We start from the raw sequence: 17,724 nt of genomic DNA, 5'->3' as shown, positions 1-17,724 counted from the left end.
GTATCTGCGACAATACGCACCCTTTTTGCCCGCAGCCTGTTGCCACGTGGCCCGAACCCGCTCCCGCCTCGACCGAACCCCTTTCCAGACCGACATCCTCGACCTCAGCCATGACGGCCGCGGCGTTGCCCGCCGCGACGGCGAGGGTGGCAAGGTCACCTTCATCACCGGCGCGCTGCCGGGCGAGGTGGTGACCGCCGAGCCGACCGCACGCAATCGTCATTTCGATGAAGCCCGCACCATCGAGGTCGTACAGGCCTCACCGCAGCGGGTGACCCCGCGCTGCCCGCATTTCGGCGTCTGCGCCGGCTGCGTGCTGCAGCACCTGGAAGAGTCGCAGCAGATCGTGGCCAAGCAGCGGGTGCTGATCGACAACCTGACCCGGATCGGCCACGTCACCCCGGGCACCGTGCTGCCGCCGCTGGTCGGCGACAGCTGGGGCTACCGCCGCAAGGGCCGCTTCTCGGTGCGCCGCGTGGAGAAGAAGGACAAGACCCTGGTCGGCTTCCGGGAACTGGATCCGCGCTTCGTCGCGGACCTGAGCCAGTGCCTGACCGTCATCCCGGAGATCGGCATGAAGGTCGGCGTGCTCTCCGAGTTCATCGAAACGCTCGATGGCAAACGCGATATCCCCCAGATCGAATTCATCGCCGGGGATGACGCGATCGTCCTGACCATCCGTCACATGCAGCCGCTCAGCGAGGCCGACCGTGCCGCATGGACCGCCTTCGGGCAGGAACACGGCTTTGCGATCTCGCTGCAGCCTGGCGGCGTGGAGTCGGTCCACCCGCTGTGGCCGGCCGAGGTGCCGCTGTCGTTCAAGCTGGCACCGTGGAATGTCGAGCTGGCATTCCGCCCGCTGGACTTCATCCAGGTCAACGCCAAGCTCAATGTGCAGATGATCGCGCATGCGCTGGCCCTGCTGGATGCCGGCCCGGACGAGCGCGTGCTGGATCTGTTCTGCGGTCTGGGCAATTTCACCCTGCCGTTGGCGCGCACCGTGCGCAACGTGGTCGGTGTGGAAGGTGATGCCGGCCTGGTGGCGCGTGCGCGTGAGAACGCGGTGCGCAATGGGCTGGAGAATGCCGAGTTCCATGCCGCCGATCTCACCCAGGACCAGCGCCAGGCCTCGTGGATGCGCCAGGGCTTCGACAAGCTGCTGCTGGATCCACCGCGCTCGGGCGCCATCGAAGTGCTGCAGCAGCTGCCGCTGAAGCAGTTCAAGCGCATCGTCTACGTCAGCTGCCATCCGGGCTCGCTGGCGCGCGACGCCGGTTACCTGGTCAACGAGCAGGGGTTCACCCTGGTCTCGGCCGGCGCGATGGACATGTTCCCGCACACCGCGCACGTGGAAAGCATCGCGGTGTTCGAAAAGCGCTGATCAGCGCCCGTCCTCCGGCGCGGCATTCTGCCACTGGCCCTGTGCGTCGAACGCATAGGTCTGTTGGTCGGTGCCGCGCTCGCTGTCATCCCCGGCGGTGACATCGCAGCGGATCTCCGGCACCTGCGTGCTGCGCAGTTCGCAGTTCTCGATCGCCAGGATCTGCAGCCGCTGCTGGAACGCCCGCATTTCCTCGCGGGTGGCGGCGTCGTCGATGGACGCGGCACGGCGATCAAGCTGCGCGTTGAGCAGCGCGCGGACACGCTCACGTGGGGGAACCGGCGCGTCGACATCGGCCCGCTGCATCGCCCAGCCCATGCCCTGCGGGATGAAGCGCAGCATCCGGTAGCGGTTCTTCAGGCCGATCTCCATGCCGACCAGGCACTCGTAAGCGCCGGCGACCGCGGTGCTGGCAAAGCACGGGCCAGGCTCGGACCCACGCGGGGTATACATCGACTGCAGCAACAGGTCCTGGGGGGAGGCGGCCGGTTTCTTCTCCGCGTCGACCATCGCCATCACCGCCGCCTCGATCTGTGCAGGCGTGGGCGGCGTGGCGGCGAGCGTGCCCAGCGGCAGCAGCGTCAGCAGCAGGGCAGGGAAGAGGGGCTTCATGGAGGCGTCCTTGCAGGGCAGCCGGGCAGTATAGAAGCCGGCCGTGGTCGCGTTGCGCTGATCGCCGCATACTGTGCGCATGGGCATTGAAATCGAACGCAAATACCTCGTCACCGGTGAAGGCTGGCGGACCGCCGCGCACGCGGTGATCCCGATGGCGCAGGGCTATCTCAACGACACCGCTTCGCTGGACAGTGGCGCGCAGAAAGCTTCGGTGCGCGTGCGCATCCAGGGCGAACAGGCGTTCCTCAACATGAAGTCGCGCGAGATCGGGCACACCCGGCAGGAGTTCGATTATCCGATCCCGGTGGAGGACGCGCGCGCGCTGTTGGCGCTGTGCGTCGGCGGGCTGATCGACAAGCGCCGGCACCTGGTCGAGCACGACGGGCTGCTCTGGGAGGTGGACGAGTTCCTGGGCGAGAACGCCGGGCTGGTGGTGGCCGAAGTGGAGCTTGAGCACGCCGACCAGGCGGTCACGCTGCCCGACTGGGCGGGTGAGGAAGTCACCGACCAGGTGCGCTACTACAACCTGGCCCTGGCCGCGCACCCGTTTTCACGCTGGTCCAGCGCTGAACGCGGCTGACCTGCCGCCCTTGTAAACCTTCCTCCCGGCCCACAATCTGGCCAGATGAAAATCGATATCTGGTCGGATGTGGTGTGCCCCTGGTGCTGGATCGGCAAGCACCGGTTCCAGCAGGGCCTGGCGTTGCTCGGCGAAGACGCCCCTGAGGTGGAGGTGCACTGGCACCCGTTCCTGCTCGACCCCGACGCGGGTACGACCCCGGTCCCGCTGCGTCAGGCGTATGCGGCCAAGTTCGGCAGTGCCGAGCGCACCGAACAGATCCTCACCCAGACCCAGACCGCGGCGCGCGCCGAAGGCCTGCCGATGGATTTCGACCAGGGCCAGGTCCGGGTCACCACGCTGCCGGCGCACCGCCTGATGTGGCTGGCCGGGCGTGAAGGCGTGCAGGCGGCCGTTGGCGAGGCGCTGTTCCGCGCGCATTTCGCAGAGGGCCGGAACCTGGCGGACCCGCAGACGCTGATCGACGCCGGCGCCGCCGGTGGCCTGGGCGCCGAACGGATCACCGCCCTGCTGGCCGGCGAAGAAGGGCTGGCGGAGATCCAGGCGCAGTTGGCACAGGCGCAGCGGTTCGGCATTCAGTCGGTGCCCACCTTTGTGATCGACGACAAATACGCCATCCAGGGAGCCCAGCCGCCGGAAGCCTTCGCCCAGGCGCTGCGCCAGATCGCGGCGGAAAGCCCACCGGCAGGCGCTGCCGGGCAGGGCGATCGCTGCGGCCCGGACGGCTGCGAGGTCTGACGCTGCGCGCGGGTTCTGCGACAATGCGGCAGTGCGCCATGGTGGCGCCCCGTATTGGAGACACCCCATGCTGGTGATCGGCGTTGCCGGGACCGAACTTACCGCCCAGGAACGCGAATGGCTGCAGCACGACGCCGTGGCCGGCGTCATCCTGTTCAAGCGCAACTTCGCCTCGCGCGGGCAGGTGGCCGAGCTGTCCGCGGCCATCCGCGCCGCTGCGCCGCGCCCGCAGCTGATCTGCGTGGACCAGGAAGGCGGGCGCGTGCAGCGCTTCCGTGAAGGGTACAGCGCGCTGCCGCCGCTGCAGGGCTTCGATGCGCTGTATGCCACGGATCGCGAGGCTGCGCTGGCCCTGGCCGAGCAGCACGCCTGGCTGATGGCCAGCGAAGTGCGCGCCAGCGGTGTGGACCTCAGCTTCGCCCCGGTGGTCGATCTGGGCCGTGGCAACCTGGCCATCGGCGATCGCGCCTTCAGCGCGGACCCGCAGGTGGTTGCTGCGTTCACCGCCGCCTATGTGCGTGGCATGCACAGCGTTGGCATGGCCGCCACGCTCAAGCATTTCCCCGGGCACGGCAGCGTGCGGGAAGACACCCATTTCCATGACGCCAGCGACCCACGTTCGCTGGATGAACTGCGCGCGCTGGACCTGATCCCGTTCGCGGCCGGCATCACTGCCGGCGCAGATGCCGTGATGATGGCCCACGTGGTCTACCCGCAGGTCGCGCCGGAGCCGGCCGGCTACTCGCCGCGCTGGATCCAGCAGATCCTGCGCGAACAGATGGGCTTCCGCGGCGTGGTCTTCTCCGATGACATCGGCATGGCCGCCTCGTTCTCCGCCGGTGGCGTGAAGGCGCGCGTGGACGCGCACCTGGACGCCGGCTGCGACGTGGTGCTGGTCTGCCACCCCGAACTGGTGGAAGAATCACTGCGCGCGGTCGAAGGCCGCACCCTCAACACCGCTGCGCTGCTCGGCCTGATCGGCCGCGGCGCGCTGGGCTGGGACGGCCTGCTGGCCGATTCCCGCCATGGCACCACCCAATCCCGTTTGCTTGACACCCTTGGAAGAACCGTCTGATGCCCAACCTCACCATTTCCCAGGCCCTGGCCCAGGCCGACCTGCTGGTCGACCGTCCCACCATCGACAAGGCCATCGCTGGCATCGCCGACGCCATCGCGCGCGATTACAAGGGCGAGGTCCCGCTGTTCCTGTCGATCATGCACGGCGCGCTGCCGTTCGCCGGCCAGCTCGCGCTGGAACTGGGCGCACGTGGCCAGGACGTGCAGTTCGATTACCTGCACGCTACCCGCTACCGCGGTGAAACCACCGGCGGCGATCTGGTCTGGAAGCACAAGCCGGCCACCGCGTTGTTCGGCCGCCGCGTGCTGCTGGTCGATGACATCCTCGACGAGGGTTACACGCTGCAGGGCGTGCGCACCTGGTGCCTGGAGCAGGGTGCCACCGACGTGCGCATCGCCGCGCTGACGGTCAAGCTGCACGACCGCGCGCTGCCGGACGTCAAAGCCGACTACGCCGGCATCGACCTGCCGGACCGCTATGTGTTCGGTTTCGGCATGGACGTCAACGAGACGCTGCGCTGCGTGCCGGCCATCTACGCGATGAAGGAATGATGGAGCACATTTCTCTTGCCGTGATCGGCGGCACCGGGGTCTACAAGCTGGCCCAGCTCGATGACGTGAGCAGCCACCAGGTTCAGACCCGTTACGGCACGCCGTCCGGTCCGATCCGCGTCGGCACGCTGCTGGGCCAGCGCGTGGCCTTCCTGGCCCGCCACGGTGAAGGCCACTCGCTGCCGCCGCACAAGATCAATTACCGCGCCAACCTCGCCGCGCTGCAGCAGATCGGCGCGCAGCGCGTGCTCGCGCTCAATACGGTCGGCGGGATCACCGAACAGTTCGGCCCGCGCGTGCTGGCCTGCCCGGACCAGCTGATCGATTACACCTGGGGCCGCATCTCCACCCTGTGCGAAGAGCCGGGCACCGACGTGCTGCACGTGGACTTCGGCCACCCGTACACGCCGATGCTGCGCAGCAAGGTGCTGGCCGCGGCAAAGGTGACCGGTGTGCGCCTGCAGGACGGCGGCTGCTACGGTGCCACCCAGGGCCCGCGGTTGGAAACCAATGCGGAAATCGCGCGCATGCGCCGTGATGGGTGTGATCTGGTCGGCATGACCGGCATGCCCGAAGCCAGCCTCGCCCGCGAGCTGGGCCTGGACTACGCCTGCCTGGCGATCGTGGCCAACTGGGCCGCCGGCTGTGGCGAAGGCGATGAAATCACGATGGCCGAAGTGCTGGCCAATGTGGATGCCGCCTCCTCCGGTCTGCCCGAATTGATCGGTGAATTGGCACGGGGGTGATTGTCATTACCGTACAAGGTTTGCATACTCCGCCAGTGCGCTGGTTGAGCGTACACCACCCATTCATAGAAGAAGGTCTCGCATTACCATGCCGAACGGTACCGTCAAGTGGTTCAACGACGCCAAGGGATTTGGCTTTATCTCGCCGGAGGACGGCAGCGCCGACGTCTTCGCGCACTTCTCCGCGATCAACTCCAAGGGCTTCCGCAGTCTGCAGGAAGGCCAGAAGGTCACCTATGACGTGACCCAGGGCCCGAAGGGCGCCCAAGCCTCGAACATCGTGCCGGCTGAGTGATTTTTTCAGCTGCGCATTGAAAACCCCGCTTCGGCGGGGTTTTTTTTCATCAGTGAGTCCGCGCATGACCCTTCGTCGCACCATCGCCATCGTCGGTTACGGCACCGCCGGCCAAGCGTTGTCCATCCTGCTTTCACGCGATCATCACCAGGTGCACGTGTTCGAGCGTGCTGCACGCCCTGGTCCGGTGGGTGCCGGCTTCCTGTTGCAGCCCACCGGCCTGGACGTGCTCTGGCAGATGGAACTGCTGCCGGCGGTCCTCCGTCACGGCGCTGCCGTGCGCCGCCTGTACGGCGAGACGCCGTGCGGACGCGCGGTGATGGACATGCGCTACGCCCCGTTGAATCCGGCGCTGCACGGCGTAGGCATGCAGCGGGGCGCATTGTTCTCGCTGCTGGCCGAGGCGTGGGAGCAGCCCGGCAACCTGCAGGCCGATACCGCCATCGTCGAGGTGGACACCGCGCAGGGGCGCGTACGCGACGCAGACGGGCGCTGGCATGGGCCGTACGATCTGGTGATCGCGGCCGATGGGGCCGCCTCGTCGCTGCGCGCGCAGGTGCAGGGCACATCGCTGGACCGCGAGTACCCGTGGGGCGCGCTGTGGTGCCTGCTGCCGCGCGGCGACTGGCCGCACGTGGATGAACTGCGGCAACGCTACGTCGCCGCGCGCAAGATGATCGGGCTGCTGCCGGTAGGCACACGGCCGGGTGACGACGCGCCGCAGTTGAGCTTTTTCTGGAGCCTGCCACGCGATCAGTTCGCACAGTGGGAGCGTGACGGCATGGCGCGCTGGCTCGATGAGATCGCCGCGCTGTGGCCGCAGGCGCATGAGCGGCTGGTGGGTGTGCGCGAGCCGACGCAGCTGGCCCGTGCCGGATACCGGGACGCGGTGCTGTCGCGTTGGCACCGCGAGCGGCTGGTGCTGGTCGGTGATGCGGCCCACGCGATGAGCCCGCAGCTGGGCCAGGGCGTGAACATGGCGCTGATGGATGCCATGGCACTGCGCGAGGCACTGCGCGCGCATGCCGACCGCGATAGTGCGCTGCAGGCCTACCAGGCACGGCGCCGCGCGCACGTAGCGATCTACCAGTACTGGAGCCGCTGGCTGACCCCGTTGTTCCAGTCCGAACGGGATGGCTTGGCGCGCGCACGGGATGTGCTGTTCCAGCCGATGGGCCGCGTGCCCGGCGGGCGCGGGCACATGCTGCGCGTGCTCAGTGGAACCCAGCAGGGCTGGCTCGGACGCTTGCCGCTGTCGCCCGGGTTCATGCAGGCGATGCAGGCCCTGCACGACGCGCACTCCCGCGACGGCATGAACTCATAACGCCGTGTAGCAGTGCATGCGCGCCGATGTGAAGGTGTGAATAACATTCATTGACGGTGGACTCACCGCCCGCATGGGACAACAACGTGGCAAACGCAGCGCCTGCGTGTCGTACTCACCTGCGTCGTGCTGCTTACGCCACTGCGCTGTCCGATTTCTGATCGCTTGGAGGCCCGCGACGGCGGGGTGATACGGTGGTGCTGCGTTTGCGACCTACGGTCCGTTGGACCGATCGCAACCCAAGGAGATTGAAATGCTGTTCTCGGCCGAAACTCTGGAAAGTGAAATCCGCAAACTGCGCGGACTACTGCAGATGCTGCATGAGGATCAGCCGGACGTGATGGAAGATGTGTTCGAGTTCCATGTGACCAGCCTCATCACGCACGCTGCGCCGGAGCATCACCCGCGCATCCGTGCCGCCGCGCATGACATGTTGACCACGATCCAACGGCAACCCGTGCGGCCCAATCCGAATGCGCCGGATATCCGGTTGATGCCGAACCTGTTGGCCTCGGCGGCCTGATCCAGGCAACCTCGCTGCGTCACTGCCGTCGCGCGCTGCCCGATCAGCGCGCCGGCAACGCAATCGCCTGGTCTTCGACACAGGCGACCAGCTGCTCGCCGGCACCGAGCACCGGTGCGATGCCGGCAGTGAATCCGGAGAACGCCGGCAGGATCGTCATTCCCTCGCGCATCCAGAACGACGGCCACCGCCGCTGCATGCCGGGCAGGCGCGCCAGCGGGTGCAGATGGCCGCAGAGCACATGCATGCCGGCTTGACGCTGTGGCGCATGGCGCAGCAGGAAGGGGCCCTCCTGCACGCGCTCGCCCAGCAGTTCGATCCCCAGGTCGGCCTTGGGCAATACCCGGTCGTGATTGCCTTCCAGCGCACCGATCCACAGTTGGGGATGCTGCTCGCGCCACCCCTGCCACTGCCGGTACCAGGCCGCACGATGCGCGGCACCGTGCAGCACATCGCCCAGGATCCACAGACGGCGCACATCGTGTCTGTGCACCATTGCGCCCAGCCGCAGCAGATCATCGGACGTGCCGCCGCTGGGCAGGCCGATGCCCGACCGCCGGAACAGGTCCGCTTTGCCCAGATGCAGGTCAGCGATCAACAGCGCGTTGCGCGCCGGCCAATGCAGCGCACGCGCGCCGAGCAGATGGACGGCTTCGCCGGCGAGGGTGATCGGCAGTTCAGGCGCCATGGCGCTTCTCCAGTTGCTGTGCAGCGCGCAGGACGCGGGTCTTCCAGTCTTCGTTGCTGAGCTGGCCGCGCAGGCGCTCGGCCCAGAGCGGGAAGGACAGCGGCCCCAGGCTGGTGGGGTGCTGCACGCTCAGCGTGCGTGCCTGGCAGGACGACAATGCGCGGGCCAGGCTTTCAAGATCGAGTTGATCGTGCAGCACTTCGTGTTCGGCCAGCGTCAGCAGGATGTGATCCGGATCGTGCTGGCGCAGTACGTCGTACAGCAGCCCGCTGGAGGCCTGCAGCTGGCGCAGGCTGCGCGGTGTACGCCCGGGCAGTGCAGGGACCAGCATGCCGGACACGCGCGCGATGTCGCGGAACTGACGGCGGGCCAGTTCGCCCAGGTTGAGACTTTCGCGCAGATCGGTGAGCAGTCCCTCCGGTGACAGCAAGCTGCGCACGCGCGCCGCATCGAGCTCGACCGGGCGCGCCGGTGCGAGCACGAACCCATAGTCGTTGGCCGCATAGCCGAACGTATTGCTCTGCAGGCGAGTCCAGCGCAATGCCATCAACGCGGCCAGCCCTTCATTGACCTGGCGCCCGGCGAAGGGATACACGAACACGAACTGGCCCTCGCGACGGCGCACGTGTTCCACCAGCAGCAGCGCCGGCCCGGGCAACGCCGACAGGCGCGTCTGCAGTGCCAGCAGCGGTGCCAGCCAGCACATCTCCGGGCTGTCGGGCGGGCTGGCCAGCACAGCCTCCATCTCGTGGCCCAGGGCCTCGGACAGTGGCAGCCGCCCGCCCTGCCAGCGCGGCACAACGCCATCGCCGCCCCGCGCCTTGCGCACGTAGGCGGTCAGATTCTCCAGCCGCACCAGTTCAAGCAGACGACCGGCGAACTGGAAGCGATCACCGGGCCGCAGCCGGCTGAGGAACTGTTCTTCCACCGCACCGAGCCGACCGCCGCGCAGGAACTGCACCATGACACTGCCATCGCTGGTGATGGTGCCGATCGACAACCGGTGCCGCAGCGCGACGCGACGGTCATGCACGCGGTACATGCCATCGTCATCGCGCACGACCTTGTGGAAATCCGGGTACTGCGACAGCGCGCGGCCGCCCTGCACGATGAACTCCAGCACGCCCTCCCAGTGCGCGCGGTCCAGCCCGGCGAACGCGTGCGTGCGCCGCACCTGTTCGAACAGTACGTCCGGATCGAAGCCGCCGCCGAGTGCACAGCTCACCGCATGCTGCGCCAATACATCCAGCGACAAGCGCAGCGGCCGGCGTGCTTCGATGTGGCCGTGGGCCAGCGCGCGCCGCGCAGCCGCGTATTCCACCAGCTCCAATGCGTGCGAGGGGACGCACACGATGTGTCCGGATTCGCCGGGGCGATGTTTGGCGCGCCCCGCGCGCTGCAGCAACCGTGCGATGCCCTTGGGGCTGCCGATCTGCAGCACCTGGTCGACACTGGGGAAATCCACCCCCAGATCCAGGCTGGAGGTGGCGACCACGCAGCGCAGCCGGCCTTCGCGCAGGCCTTCTTCCGCGGCGCGGCGCAACGCAGGATCGAGGGAACCGTGATGCAGCGCGAGCGTGTTCGGATCTTCCGGCCATACCGCCGACAGCGCCTGATGCCACAGTTCGGCATGGGCGCGTGTGTTGGTGAACAGCAGGCTGGTACGCACCGCCAGCAGTTTTTCAAGAACGCGCTGAAGCTGCGACAGACCGAGGTGCCCGGCCCACGGGAACCGCTCGCCCTGCGCGGGCAGCAGTGTTTCCACGCTGACCGGGCGCGGGCGTGCACCGGCCACCAGCGGCGCGTCGGCCACGTCCGGCAGCAGCACCTCGCGCGCCTCGTCCAGGTTGCCCAGCGTGGCCGACAGCCCCCACACCTGCAGGGCGGGCAGGGCATCGCGCAGGCGGCGCAGATTCAACTGCAGCAGCACGCCGCGCTTGTTGCCGAGCAGTTCGTGCCATTCATCCACGACTACGCAGCGCAGGTGCTGCAGGCACGCCATCGTGTCGGGGTAGCTGAGCAGCAGCGCCAAGGACTCCGGTGTGGTCACCAGCACATCCAGCCGGCCCTCGCGCGCCAGGCGTTTATCGCGCGCGCTGGCGTCGCCGGTGCGCAGGCCGACCTGCCAGTCCAGCCCGAGCGCGTCCAGCGGTTCGCGCAGCGCGCGCGCGGTGTCGGCAGCCAGTGCCCGCAGCGGCGTGATCCACAGCACCTGCAGGACCGGCACCGGTGTCTTCGCACGCCCACGCGTGGTGCGTGGTGGCGGGTCGTGCAGCGCCTGCAGCAGCGGCCCGCCGAACATCGCCAGCGTCTTGCCGCTGCCGGTGGGTGTGTGCAGCAGGCCGGACTCACCGGCCAGATAGTGGCGCCACATGGCCTTCTGGAACGGCAACGGCGCCCACCCCCGGCTGGCGAACCACGCCGTCAGGCGGGCCATGGCCTCGCGTCGCGTCACCGCGCCAATGCCTGCAACTGGGCCAGCGTATCGGCCTCGCTGGCCGGTTTGTCATGCCGCCAGCGCAGGATGCGCGGGAAGCGCACCGCGACGCCGGACTTGTGGCGCTTGCTGCGGTTCACCGCTTCGAAGCCGAGTTCGAACACCTGCTCGCCACGCACGCTGCGCACCGGCCCGAAGCGCTCGATCGTGTTCGCGCGGATCCAGCGGTCAAGCGCGAGGATTTCCTTGTCGTCCAGGCCCGAGTACGCCTTGGCCACCGGCACCAGCGCCTCGCCATCCCATACCCCGAAGGTGTAATCGGTGTACAGCGTGCTGCGCCGCCCATGGCCGGACTGCGCATAGATCATCACCGCATCGATGGTCAGCGGATCGATCTTCCACTTCCACCAGTCGCCGCGGCGGCGCCCGGCCTGGTAGACCGAATCGGCGCGCTTGAGCATCAGGCCTTCCACGCCGCGCTCGCGGGCCAGGTCGCGCTGTACGGCCGCCGCGCCCCAGTTCGCCACGCTGACCACCGGCGACAGCATCAGGCGCGGGTCGTCCAGCGTGGCAAGCACCTCGGTCAGGCGTGCCCGCCGCTGCGCAAGCGGCAGGGCGCGCAGGTCGTCACCGCCCAGTTCAAGCAGATCGTAGGCAAGCACGCGCACCGGCGTATCGCGCAGTGTCTTCGGGCCGGGCTTGAGGCGTTGGATGCGGGTCTGCAACGCGGTGAAGGGCAACGGCAGATCGTCGCCGTCCGCCCAGGCCAGCAGCTCGCCGTCGATCACGCAGCCGTCCGGCAACGCCATCGCCGCCGCCTCGATCTCGGGAAAGCGCCCATCCAGCCGCTCCTCGCCGCGCGACCACAGCGCGACCTCACCCTGGCGGCGCAGCACCTGCAGGCGGATACCGTCCCATTTCCATTCCAGCAGCCAGTCCTCGATCGGGCCGAGCGTGTCGATCTCCGCCTCCAGCGGCGAGGCCAGGAAGAACGGGTAGGGTTGCTGGCGATCCTCCGGGCGCTCTTGCGGCGACAGCAACGCCGCCAGCAGTCCGGGCGTGGGTACCCAGCTGCCGAGCATGCGCTGGGCGATGCGCGCGATATCGATGCCCGACCACTCGGCCAGCGCCTGCTGCACCAGCCGCTGCGACACGCCCACGCGCAGCGCGCCGGTGAGCAGCTTGTTGAACACCAGCCGCTCGTCGAACGCGAGCTGTCGCCACGCCCCGGTGATGGCTGCGTGGCGCACCGGCTCGGGTTGATTGGCGACCGGCAACAGCTTGCGCTCGATCCAGTCAGCCAGCGCGATATCCGCCCCGGCCTGCACCGGGTCGTCCATCAGCAAGGTCAGTGTTTCGGCCAGGTCGCCGACCTGGTCGTAGCTGTCATCCACCAGCCACGCTGGCGTATCGGAGATCTCGGCCACCCACGCGCGCAACTCGGCGTTGCCGGCGATCTTCTGGCGCGCGCTGGTGACCTTGCCGCCGGCCAGCAGGAACAGGGCCCACGCCGCATCGTGCGGGGGAGCTTGCTGGAAGTAACGCACCAGCGCGGCACGCTTGTCGCCGGTGGCGGTGCTGCGGTCCAGCTCGCTGTAGAGCGCGGCGAAGCGTTTCATTCTTCGTCCCCGTAGCCGGTGGCGAAGGCCTCGGCAGCGACGCCGCGCTCGCGCAGAAAGCGGATCAGCGCATCGGTGTTGCCGTGGGTGGCGATGACGCGGCGGGCGCCGGTCTCGGCGATGGTGCGCAGCAGGTCGGGCCAGTCGGCGTGATCGGAGACGACGAAGCCGCGGTCGTAGTTGCGCCGGCGGCGGTTGCCGCGCACCCGCATCCACCCGGAGGCAAAGCCGAGCTGTGCGCGCTTGAAGCGGCGCATCCACGCGCTGCCCGCCGCCGAGGGCGGGGCCAGGATCAGCTTGCCGGCGAATTCCGCGCCACGGGCCTGCTCACTGACCGGCTCGGTGGCCAGCATCGCAATCCCGGCCTCGCGGTAGACCGCCACGCCGGTGGCGATCGCGCCATGCAGCAGGGCCGGCTGTGTCTCCAGCGGCAGCAGTTCGGCAAGGATGCGCTGCGCCTTGCCGAGCGCGTAGCAGAGCAGCACGGCCGCCTCGCCACGCGCTTCGCATTCGCGCCGCCAGGCCACGATGTCGGCAGCGACCTGTGACGTGTCCGGCCAGCGGTAGACCGGCAGGCCGAAGGTCGCTTCGGTGATGAAGGTATCGCACGGCACCACCTCGAACGGTGCGCAGCTCGGATCGGGCTGGCGCTTGTAGTCGCCCGAGGCCACCCATACCCGGCCTGCATGTGCGATCCGCACCTGGGCCGAGCCGAGCACATGCCCGGCCGAATGCAGGGAGATCTCGGTGTCGCCGAGGGTGAAGCGTTCACCGTACTCGTGCGCGGTGCAGTCCACATCGCCCAGGCGCCACCGCAGGATCGGCAGGGTCTGCGTGGTGCAGTGGTAATGGCCCATGCCGTTGCGCGCGTGATCGCCATGACCGTGGGTGATCACCGCGCGCGGCACGGGCCGCCACGGGTCGATGTGGAAGTCGCCGGCCGGGCAGTACAGCCCTTCCGGCCGCGGCACCACCAGATCGGCATTGTCGGCATCGGTGTTCATGCCTGCACTGTGCCGCCGCGCTCGTGCAGGAGGTGAGAATCCGCATGAACGGCGGTCTGCACCGGGATACGGCAGAATCGGTGCATCCGTCTGCAAAGAGGTCGCCATGATGACGTCTGCCTGGCCCGCGTTCGAAACGCACGAGGTGAGCAACCAGCCGCCCCCCTTTGGCGGCCGCAACCTGTGGGCCGACGACGTCGCCCTGATCGAGGCCGTGCAGCGCGAGGGGGGCGGCGTGTTCGTCAGCCAGCTGGCGCGCTACGGCGGCCTTGCCGGCGATGAGCTGTACCGGCTCGGCTTCGATGCCAACCGCGACCGGCCGCGGCTGCGCACGCACGACGCGCAGGGCCACCGCATCGATACGGTCGAGTTCCATCCGGCGTACCACCAGTTGATGACCGCGGCGAAGACGCATGGGGTGGCCGGGGTTTCCTGGCATGACGGGCGTCCCGGCGCACACGTCGCGCGCGCGGCATTGAGCTATCTGCATCATCAGGCCGAGGCAGGCACCAGTTGCCCGCTGACGATGACCCACGCGGCGGTCGCCGTGCTGCGCCAGGCGCCGTCACTGGCCCAGTGGGCGAACAAGGCAGCCGCCCCGCACTACGACCCGCGCGACGTGCCGATCGCCGACAAGGCGGGCATCACTCTGGGCATGGGCATGACCGAGAAGCAGGGCGGTTCGGACGTGCGCAGCAACACCACGCGTGCCGAGCCGCAGGCCGACGGCAGCTATGCACTGGTCGGGCACAAGTGGTTCTTCTCCGCGCCGATGTCCGATGGGTTTCTGGTGCTGGCGCAGGCGCCGGGTGGGCTGAGCTGTTTCCTGATGCCGCGACGCCTGGCCGATGGCAACCGCAACGCCTTCCGCTTGATGCGCCTGAAGGACAAACTCGGCGACTGGTCCAACGCGTCCAGCGAGGTGGAACTGTGCGGGGCCTGGGCGCAGCGCGTGGGCGAGGAAGGGCGCGGGGTGGCGACCATCATCGGGATGGTGATGATGACGCGGCTGGACTGCATGCTCGGCGCCGCAGCGGAGATGCGCATGGCGCTGGCGCAGGCACTGCACCACACACGGCACCGCAGCAGCTTCGGCAAGCACCTGGCCGAGCACCCGCTGATGGCCAACGTGCTGGCCGACCTGGCCGTTGAGTCCGAAGCGGCCACCGTGTTCGCCATGCGCGTGGCACGTGCGGTGGACCAGGCCGGGACCGATCCGCAGCAGGCGGCGTTCGCACGCATCAGCACGGCGGTGGGCAAGTACTGGGTGTGCAAGCGCGCCGCCGTATTCGTCAACGAGGCACAGGAGTGCCTCGGTGGTGCCGGCTATGTGGAAGAGTCGATGCTGCCGCGGCTGTACCGGCAGGCACCGTTGAATTCGATCTGGGAAGGCAGCGGCAACATCCAGTGCCTGGATGTGCTGCGTGCACTGTCGCGCGAACCACAGGTGCTGCAGGCGCTGGACGCCGAGCTGGATGCGGTGGCCGGTGTGGATGCGATCTATGACGCGGCACTGCGGGCGTTGCGCGCGCAGCTCGCGGCAACGCCGGAGCAAGCGCAGGCCCGTCGCATCACCGAACGGCTGGCATTGATGCTGCAGGCGGCGGTACTGCTGCATGCGCAGAGTCCGAACGCATCTGTCTTCATCCGTTCGCGGCTCGGCGCCGAGCATGGGATGGCGTTCGGGACGTTGCCGGCCGATGTGGACTTCGCGGCCGTGCTGCGCCGTGCGCTGCCGTGATCTGCGCCCAATGAAAACGCCCCCTCCGGAGAGGGGGCGTTGGTCACACCCGACGGCGGCGTGAGTAACGCTGGCTCAGCGCTTGGCTTCGTTGGCGTTCTTCTTGGCGTCGTCAGCGACGTCGCGTGCCTTGTCGGCAACTTTCTGCGCGGCATCGGCGGTGGAATCGCTGGCGTGGGCGGCGGCATCCTTGGCGGCGACCTTGGCTTCGCCAGCGGCCTCGGACGTGGCGGCGGCAGCGCGGTCGAGCGCCTGCTGGGTATCGGCGGCGGCGCGCTCGGAGGCGGCAGCGGCATCATCGGCAGCATTGCGGGTGGCGGCAGCGGCCTTGTCCACGGCTTCGCGCGCAGCGGCGTTGGTGCTGTCGGCGGCCTGGGCGGCATCACGGCGGGCCTGTTCGGCCTCCGGGCCCTTGCAGGCGGCCAGGCCGAGCAGCAGCGAAGCGGCCAGCAGGGAGGTGGTCAGCGGACGGATCTTCATGTGGCGCTCCAGAACGGCGATGGATGGGAGGCCAGCCTATTCATGCGCCTGTGAAGAACTGGTGGGTGGCCGCCTCCCCGGAACGCGCCCAAAGAAAAAGCCGCTGGCGAACCAGCGGCTTCTTCAGACATGCTTGAAGAAAGAAGTTATTACTTCTTGGCTTCTTCAGCAGCGTCCTTGGCCTTCTCAGCGGTGCCTTCGGCGGCCTTGGCAGCGTCAGCAGCCTGGTCGGCAGCAGCGTCGGTGGCAGCGCCAGCAGCCTGGGCAGCGGCGTCAGCCGAAGCGTCAGCAGCGGTGGTGGCGGTGTCGGCAGCAGCCTGGGCAGCGTCAGCAGCCGGGGCGCCAGCAGCAGCGGCCTGGTCAGCAGCGGCCTGGGCGTCAGCGGCGGCTTCGTTGGCCGAAGCAGCGGCGTCAGCAGCCTGCTCCTGCTTCGAGCAGGCGGTCAGAGCCAGGCCCAGGGCCATTGCGATCAGCAGCTTGTTGATGCTCATTGTTGTGAATCCTCGTCGTTAGATTAGGCAACGCGCTATTGCGCGCCCGGCAACATGATGACAAGCCACGATTGGCTGTCAAGCGATCGCGCATTCAGTTTTGAGAAATGCGCGTTAAATCAAATCAAATCAATTCGATAGCGATGGCAGTCGCTTCGCCGCCGCCGATGCACAGGGTAGCAATTCCGCGCTTGGCGTCACGCTTGCGCAATGCGTTCACCAGCGTGACCACCAGGCGTGCCCCCGAGGCACCGATGGGATGACCCAATGCGCAGGCACCGCCATTGACATTGACCTTGTCATGCGGAATGCCCAGCTCGCGGATCGGCGCCATCGCGACCACGGCGAAGGCTTCGTTGATCTCGAACAGGTCGACCTGGTCCAGCGTCCAGCCGGTCTTGTCCATCAGCTTCTGGATCGCACCGATCGGCGCGGTGGTGAACCACTCCGGCGCCTGCGAGTGGGTGGCATGACCGACGATGCGGGCCAGCGGCTGCAGCCCGCGCGCGGCGGCGTCTTCCTCGGACAGCAAGACCACGGCGGCAGCGCCGTCGGAGATGCTCGAGGAGCTGGCGGCGGTGACCGTGCCGTCTTTCTTGAACGCCGGGCGCAGGGTCGGGATCTTGGCGATGTCCGAGCGGCTCGGCTGCTCGTCCTGCGCGTATTCGACCTCGCCCTTGCGGGTGCTGACCTTCACCGGGACGATTTCACCGTCGAAGGCGCCATTGGCCTGCGCGGCCTGTGCGCGGCGGACCGATTCGATGGCGAAGGCATCCTGGTCCTCGCGGCTGACCTGGTATTTCTCCACGGTGCATTCGGCGAATTCGCCCATGGCCTTGCCGTCGTAGGCATTGACCAGGCCGTCGTGGGCCATGTGGTCGATCACCTGGAAATTGCCGAAGCGGTTGCCGGTGCGCGAGTTGGGGATCATGTGCGGGGCGTTGGACATCGACTCCATGCCGCCGGCGACCACGATGCTGGCCGAACCGGCCTTGATCAGGTCATGCCCCAGCATGATCGCCTTCATGCCCGAACCGCACACCTTGTTGAGGGTGGTGGCGCCGGTGGAGACCGGAATGCCGGCGGCGATCGCGGCCTGGCGGGCCGGCGCCTGGCCGAGGTTGGCCGGCAGCACGCAGCCCATGATCACTTCGGAAACGTCCGCAGCCGGTACTCCGGACTGCTCCAGGGCCGCGGCGATCACAGTGGACCCCAGGGTCGGGGACGGCACGCCATTGAACTGGCCCAGGAAGGAGCCGATGGCGGTGCGCTTGGCGGCGGCGATGACGATGTTGGACATGTGCAATCTCTTTGGTGCGTGAGCGAAGAGCGGAATGGGAACGCGGGCGTTGGAAGCCGACGCATTTCCCGGCAGACTGCGTGGGGGTCGGTCCAGTATAGAGGGTCGGCATTGACTGCCGGTGTCTGCCCGG

General features: G+C 68.2%; 18 protein-coding genes. 10 read left to right on the top strand and 8 right to left on the bottom strand.

Features of this window, described 5'->3' with window-relative positions:
• Positions 1-46 precede the first annotated feature (46 nt).
• Positions 47-1,381, top strand: a complete 1,335-nt coding sequence (rlmD, locus tag ACTT2I_RS12820; RefSeq protein WP_421099212.1) for a 23S rRNA (uracil(1939)-C(5))-methyltransferase RlmD — start codon at positions 47-49, stop codon at positions 1,379-1,381.
• Here rlmD and ACTT2I_RS12815 read toward each other — a convergent pair whose 3' ends face one another.
• The gene (locus tag ACTT2I_RS12815; RefSeq protein WP_421099213.1) at positions 1,382-1,993 is read right to left on the bottom strand and encodes a hypothetical protein; all 612 of its coding nucleotides are present in this window, start codon (positions 1,991-1,993) and stop codon (positions 1,382-1,384) included.
• Positions 1,994-2,072: 79 nt separating this feature from the next.
• Here ACTT2I_RS12815 and ACTT2I_RS12810 point away from each other — a divergent pair, with 79 nt between their 5' ends.
• The 8 genes from ACTT2I_RS12810 (at position 2,073) to ACTT2I_RS12775 (ending at position 7,831) form a co-directional block, all read left to right on the top strand.
• Complete coding sequence (locus tag ACTT2I_RS12810; RefSeq protein ID WP_293982612.1) at positions 2,073-2,576, top strand: CYTH domain-containing protein; 504 nt, start codon at positions 2,073-2,075, stop codon at positions 2,574-2,576.
• 45 nt (positions 2,577-2,621) lie between these two features.
• On the top strand, positions 2,622-3,314 hold the full coding sequence (locus ACTT2I_RS12805) for a DsbA family oxidoreductase (protein ID WP_421099214.1): 693 nt from the start codon (positions 2,622-2,624) through the stop codon (positions 3,312-3,314).
• A gap of 67 nt (positions 3,315-3,381) precedes the next feature.
• Entirely contained in the window at positions 3,382-4,389 is a 1,008-nt protein-coding gene (gene nagZ, locus ACTT2I_RS12800) for a beta-N-acetylhexosaminidase (protein ID WP_293982608.1), read from the top strand.
• A complete protein-coding gene (locus tag ACTT2I_RS12795; protein WP_019183441.1) occupies positions 4,389-4,943 on the top strand; it encodes a hypoxanthine-guanine phosphoribosyltransferase in 555 nt (184 codons plus the stop codon). The genes nagZ and ACTT2I_RS12795 overlap by 1 nt, the downstream gene beginning before the upstream one ends.
• Positions 4,943-5,689 (top strand): S-methyl-5'-thioinosine phosphorylase, encoded by a 747-nt coding sequence (locus tag ACTT2I_RS12790; RefSeq protein ID WP_421099215.1) that lies wholly within the window; start codon positions 4,943-4,945, stop codon positions 5,687-5,689. Before ACTT2I_RS12795 ends, ACTT2I_RS12790 begins: the two co-directional genes overlap by 1 nt.
• An 88-nt stretch (positions 5,690-5,777) precedes the next feature.
• Positions 5,778-5,984, top strand: coding sequence for a transcription antiterminator/RNA stability regulator CspE (gene cspE / locus ACTT2I_RS12785; protein WP_019183439.1), 207 nt, complete (start codon positions 5,778-5,780; stop codon positions 5,982-5,984).
• A gap of 64 nt (positions 5,985-6,048) precedes the next feature.
• Positions 6,049-7,308: an FAD-dependent oxidoreductase gene (locus ACTT2I_RS12780; protein WP_421099216.1), complete on the top strand. Its 1,260-nt coding sequence runs from the start codon at positions 6,049-6,051 to the stop codon at positions 7,306-7,308.
• Positions 7,309-7,561: 253 nt separating this feature from the next.
• Positions 7,562-7,831: a hypothetical protein gene (locus ACTT2I_RS12775; protein WP_421099217.1), complete on the top strand. Its 270-nt coding sequence runs from the start codon at positions 7,562-7,564 to the stop codon at positions 7,829-7,831.
• A gap of 43 nt (positions 7,832-7,874) precedes the next feature.
• Here the strand turns inward: ACTT2I_RS12775 and pdeM are convergent, their stop codons facing one another.
• Genes pdeM through ACTT2I_RS12755 form a run of 4 tightly spaced genes read right to left on the bottom strand, consistent with a single transcriptional unit; the run spans position 7,875 to position 13,579 of the window.
• On the bottom strand, positions 7,875-8,519 hold the full coding sequence (pdeM, locus tag ACTT2I_RS12770) for a ligase-associated DNA damage response endonuclease PdeM (protein WP_421099218.1): 645 nt from the start codon (positions 8,517-8,519) through the stop codon (positions 7,875-7,877).
• A complete protein-coding gene (locus ACTT2I_RS12765) occupies positions 8,509-10,956 on the bottom strand; it encodes a ligase-associated DNA damage response DEXH box helicase (protein ID WP_443096686.1) in 2,448 nt (815 codons plus the stop codon). The genes pdeM and ACTT2I_RS12765 overlap by 11 nt, the downstream gene beginning before the upstream one ends.
• A gap of 14 nt (positions 10,957-10,970) precedes the next feature.
• Positions 10,971-12,575 carry an ATP-dependent DNA ligase gene (locus tag ACTT2I_RS12760; protein WP_421099220.1) on the bottom strand — a complete coding sequence of 535 codons (1,605 nt, stop codon included), beginning with the start codon at positions 12,573-12,575 and terminating at the stop codon, positions 10,971-10,973.
• Positions 12,572-13,579 carry a ligase-associated DNA damage response exonuclease gene (locus tag ACTT2I_RS12755; protein ID WP_421099221.1) on the bottom strand — a complete coding sequence of 336 codons (1,008 nt, stop codon included), beginning with the start codon at positions 13,577-13,579 and terminating at the stop codon, positions 12,572-12,574. Before ACTT2I_RS12755 ends, ACTT2I_RS12760 begins: the two co-directional genes overlap by 4 nt.
• Positions 13,580-13,688: 109 nt before the next feature.
• Between ACTT2I_RS12755 and ACTT2I_RS12750 the strand changes: the two genes are divergently transcribed.
• On the top strand, positions 13,689-15,320 hold the full coding sequence (locus ACTT2I_RS12750) for an isovaleryl-CoA dehydrogenase (RefSeq protein ID WP_421099409.1): 1,632 nt from the start codon (positions 13,689-13,691) through the stop codon (positions 15,318-15,320).
• 75 nt (positions 15,321-15,395) lie between these two features.
• Here ACTT2I_RS12750 and ACTT2I_RS12745 read toward each other — a convergent pair whose 3' ends face one another.
• From ACTT2I_RS12745 to ACTT2I_RS12735, 3 genes are all read right to left on the bottom strand, one after another.
• Positions 15,396-15,800 (bottom strand): hypothetical protein, encoded by a 405-nt coding sequence (locus tag ACTT2I_RS12745; RefSeq protein WP_088434504.1) that lies wholly within the window; start codon positions 15,798-15,800, stop codon positions 15,396-15,398.
• A 149-nt stretch (positions 15,801-15,949) separates the two neighbouring features.
• Positions 15,950-16,291: a hypothetical protein gene (locus ACTT2I_RS12740; protein ID WP_088434503.1), complete on the bottom strand. Its 342-nt coding sequence runs from the start codon at positions 16,289-16,291 to the stop codon at positions 15,950-15,952.
• Between the two features lie 124 nt (positions 16,292-16,415).
• Entirely contained in the window at positions 16,416-17,591 is a 1,176-nt protein-coding gene (locus ACTT2I_RS12735; protein ID WP_088434502.1) for a thiolase family protein, read from the bottom strand.
• Between the last annotated feature and the right edge of the window lie 133 nt (positions 17,592-17,724).

Origin of the sequence: Stenotrophomonas sp. PUT21 (assembly GCF_052232875.1) — a bacterium.
GTDB lineage: Bacteria > Pseudomonadota > Gammaproteobacteria > Xanthomonadales > Xanthomonadaceae > Stenotrophomonas > Stenotrophomonas maltophilia_N.
The sequence above is the reverse complement of the archived record's forward strand: the minus strand, read 5'-3'. Positions and strand labels throughout refer to the sequence as shown.

Coding starts and splice junctions, on each gene's coding strand:
- nagZ (WP_293982608.1), top strand. CDS start 3,382: ATGCTGGTGATCGGCGTTGCCGGGACCGAACTTACCGCCCAGGAACGC.
- ACTT2I_RS12740 (WP_088434503.1), bottom strand. CDS start 16,291: ATGAGCATCAACAAGCTGCTGATCGCAATGGCCCTGGGCCTGGCTCTG.
- ACTT2I_RS12805 (WP_421099214.1), top strand. CDS start 2,622: ATGAAAATCGATATCTGGTCGGATGTGGTGTGCCCCTGGTGCTGGATC.
- ACTT2I_RS12735 (WP_088434502.1), bottom strand. CDS start 17,591: ATGTCCAACATCGTCATCGCCGCCGCCAAGCGCACCGCCATCGGCTCC.
- ACTT2I_RS12755 (WP_421099221.1), bottom strand. CDS start 13,579: ATGAACACCGATGCCGACAATGCCGATCTGGTGGTGCCGCGGCCGGAA.
- ACTT2I_RS12775 (WP_421099217.1), top strand. CDS start 7,562: ATGCTGTTCTCGGCCGAAACTCTGGAAAGTGAAATCCGCAAACTGCGC.
- ACTT2I_RS12815 (WP_421099213.1), bottom strand. CDS start 1,993: ATGAAGCCCCTCTTCCCTGCCCTGCTGCTGACGCTGCTGCCGCTGGGC.
- ACTT2I_RS12810 (WP_293982612.1), top strand. CDS start 2,073: ATGGGCATTGAAATCGAACGCAAATACCTCGTCACCGGTGAAGGCTGG.
- ACTT2I_RS12795 (WP_019183441.1), top strand. CDS start 4,389: ATGCCCAACCTCACCATTTCCCAGGCCCTGGCCCAGGCCGACCTGCTG.
- ACTT2I_RS12790 (WP_421099215.1), top strand. CDS start 4,943: ATGGAGCACATTTCTCTTGCCGTGATCGGCGGCACCGGGGTCTACAAG.
- ACTT2I_RS12765 (WP_443096686.1), bottom strand. CDS start 10,956: ATGGCCCGCCTGACGGCGTGGTTCGCCAGCCGGGGGTGGGCGCCGTTG.
- ACTT2I_RS12780 (WP_421099216.1), top strand. CDS start 6,049: ATGACCCTTCGTCGCACCATCGCCATCGTCGGTTACGGCACCGCCGGC.
- cspE (WP_019183439.1), top strand. CDS start 5,778: ATGCCGAACGGTACCGTCAAGTGGTTCAACGACGCCAAGGGATTTGGC.
- ACTT2I_RS12750 (WP_421099409.1), top strand. CDS start 13,689: ATGACGTCTGCCTGGCCCGCGTTCGAAACGCACGAGGTGAGCAACCAG.
- pdeM (WP_421099218.1), bottom strand. CDS start 8,519: ATGGCGCCTGAACTGCCGATCACCCTCGCCGGCGAAGCCGTCCATCTG.
- ACTT2I_RS12760 (WP_421099220.1), bottom strand. CDS start 12,575: ATGAAACGCTTCGCCGCGCTCTACAGCGAGCTGGACCGCAGCACCGCC.
- ACTT2I_RS12745 (WP_088434504.1), bottom strand. CDS start 15,800: ATGAAGATCCGTCCGCTGACCACCTCCCTGCTGGCCGCTTCGCTGCTG.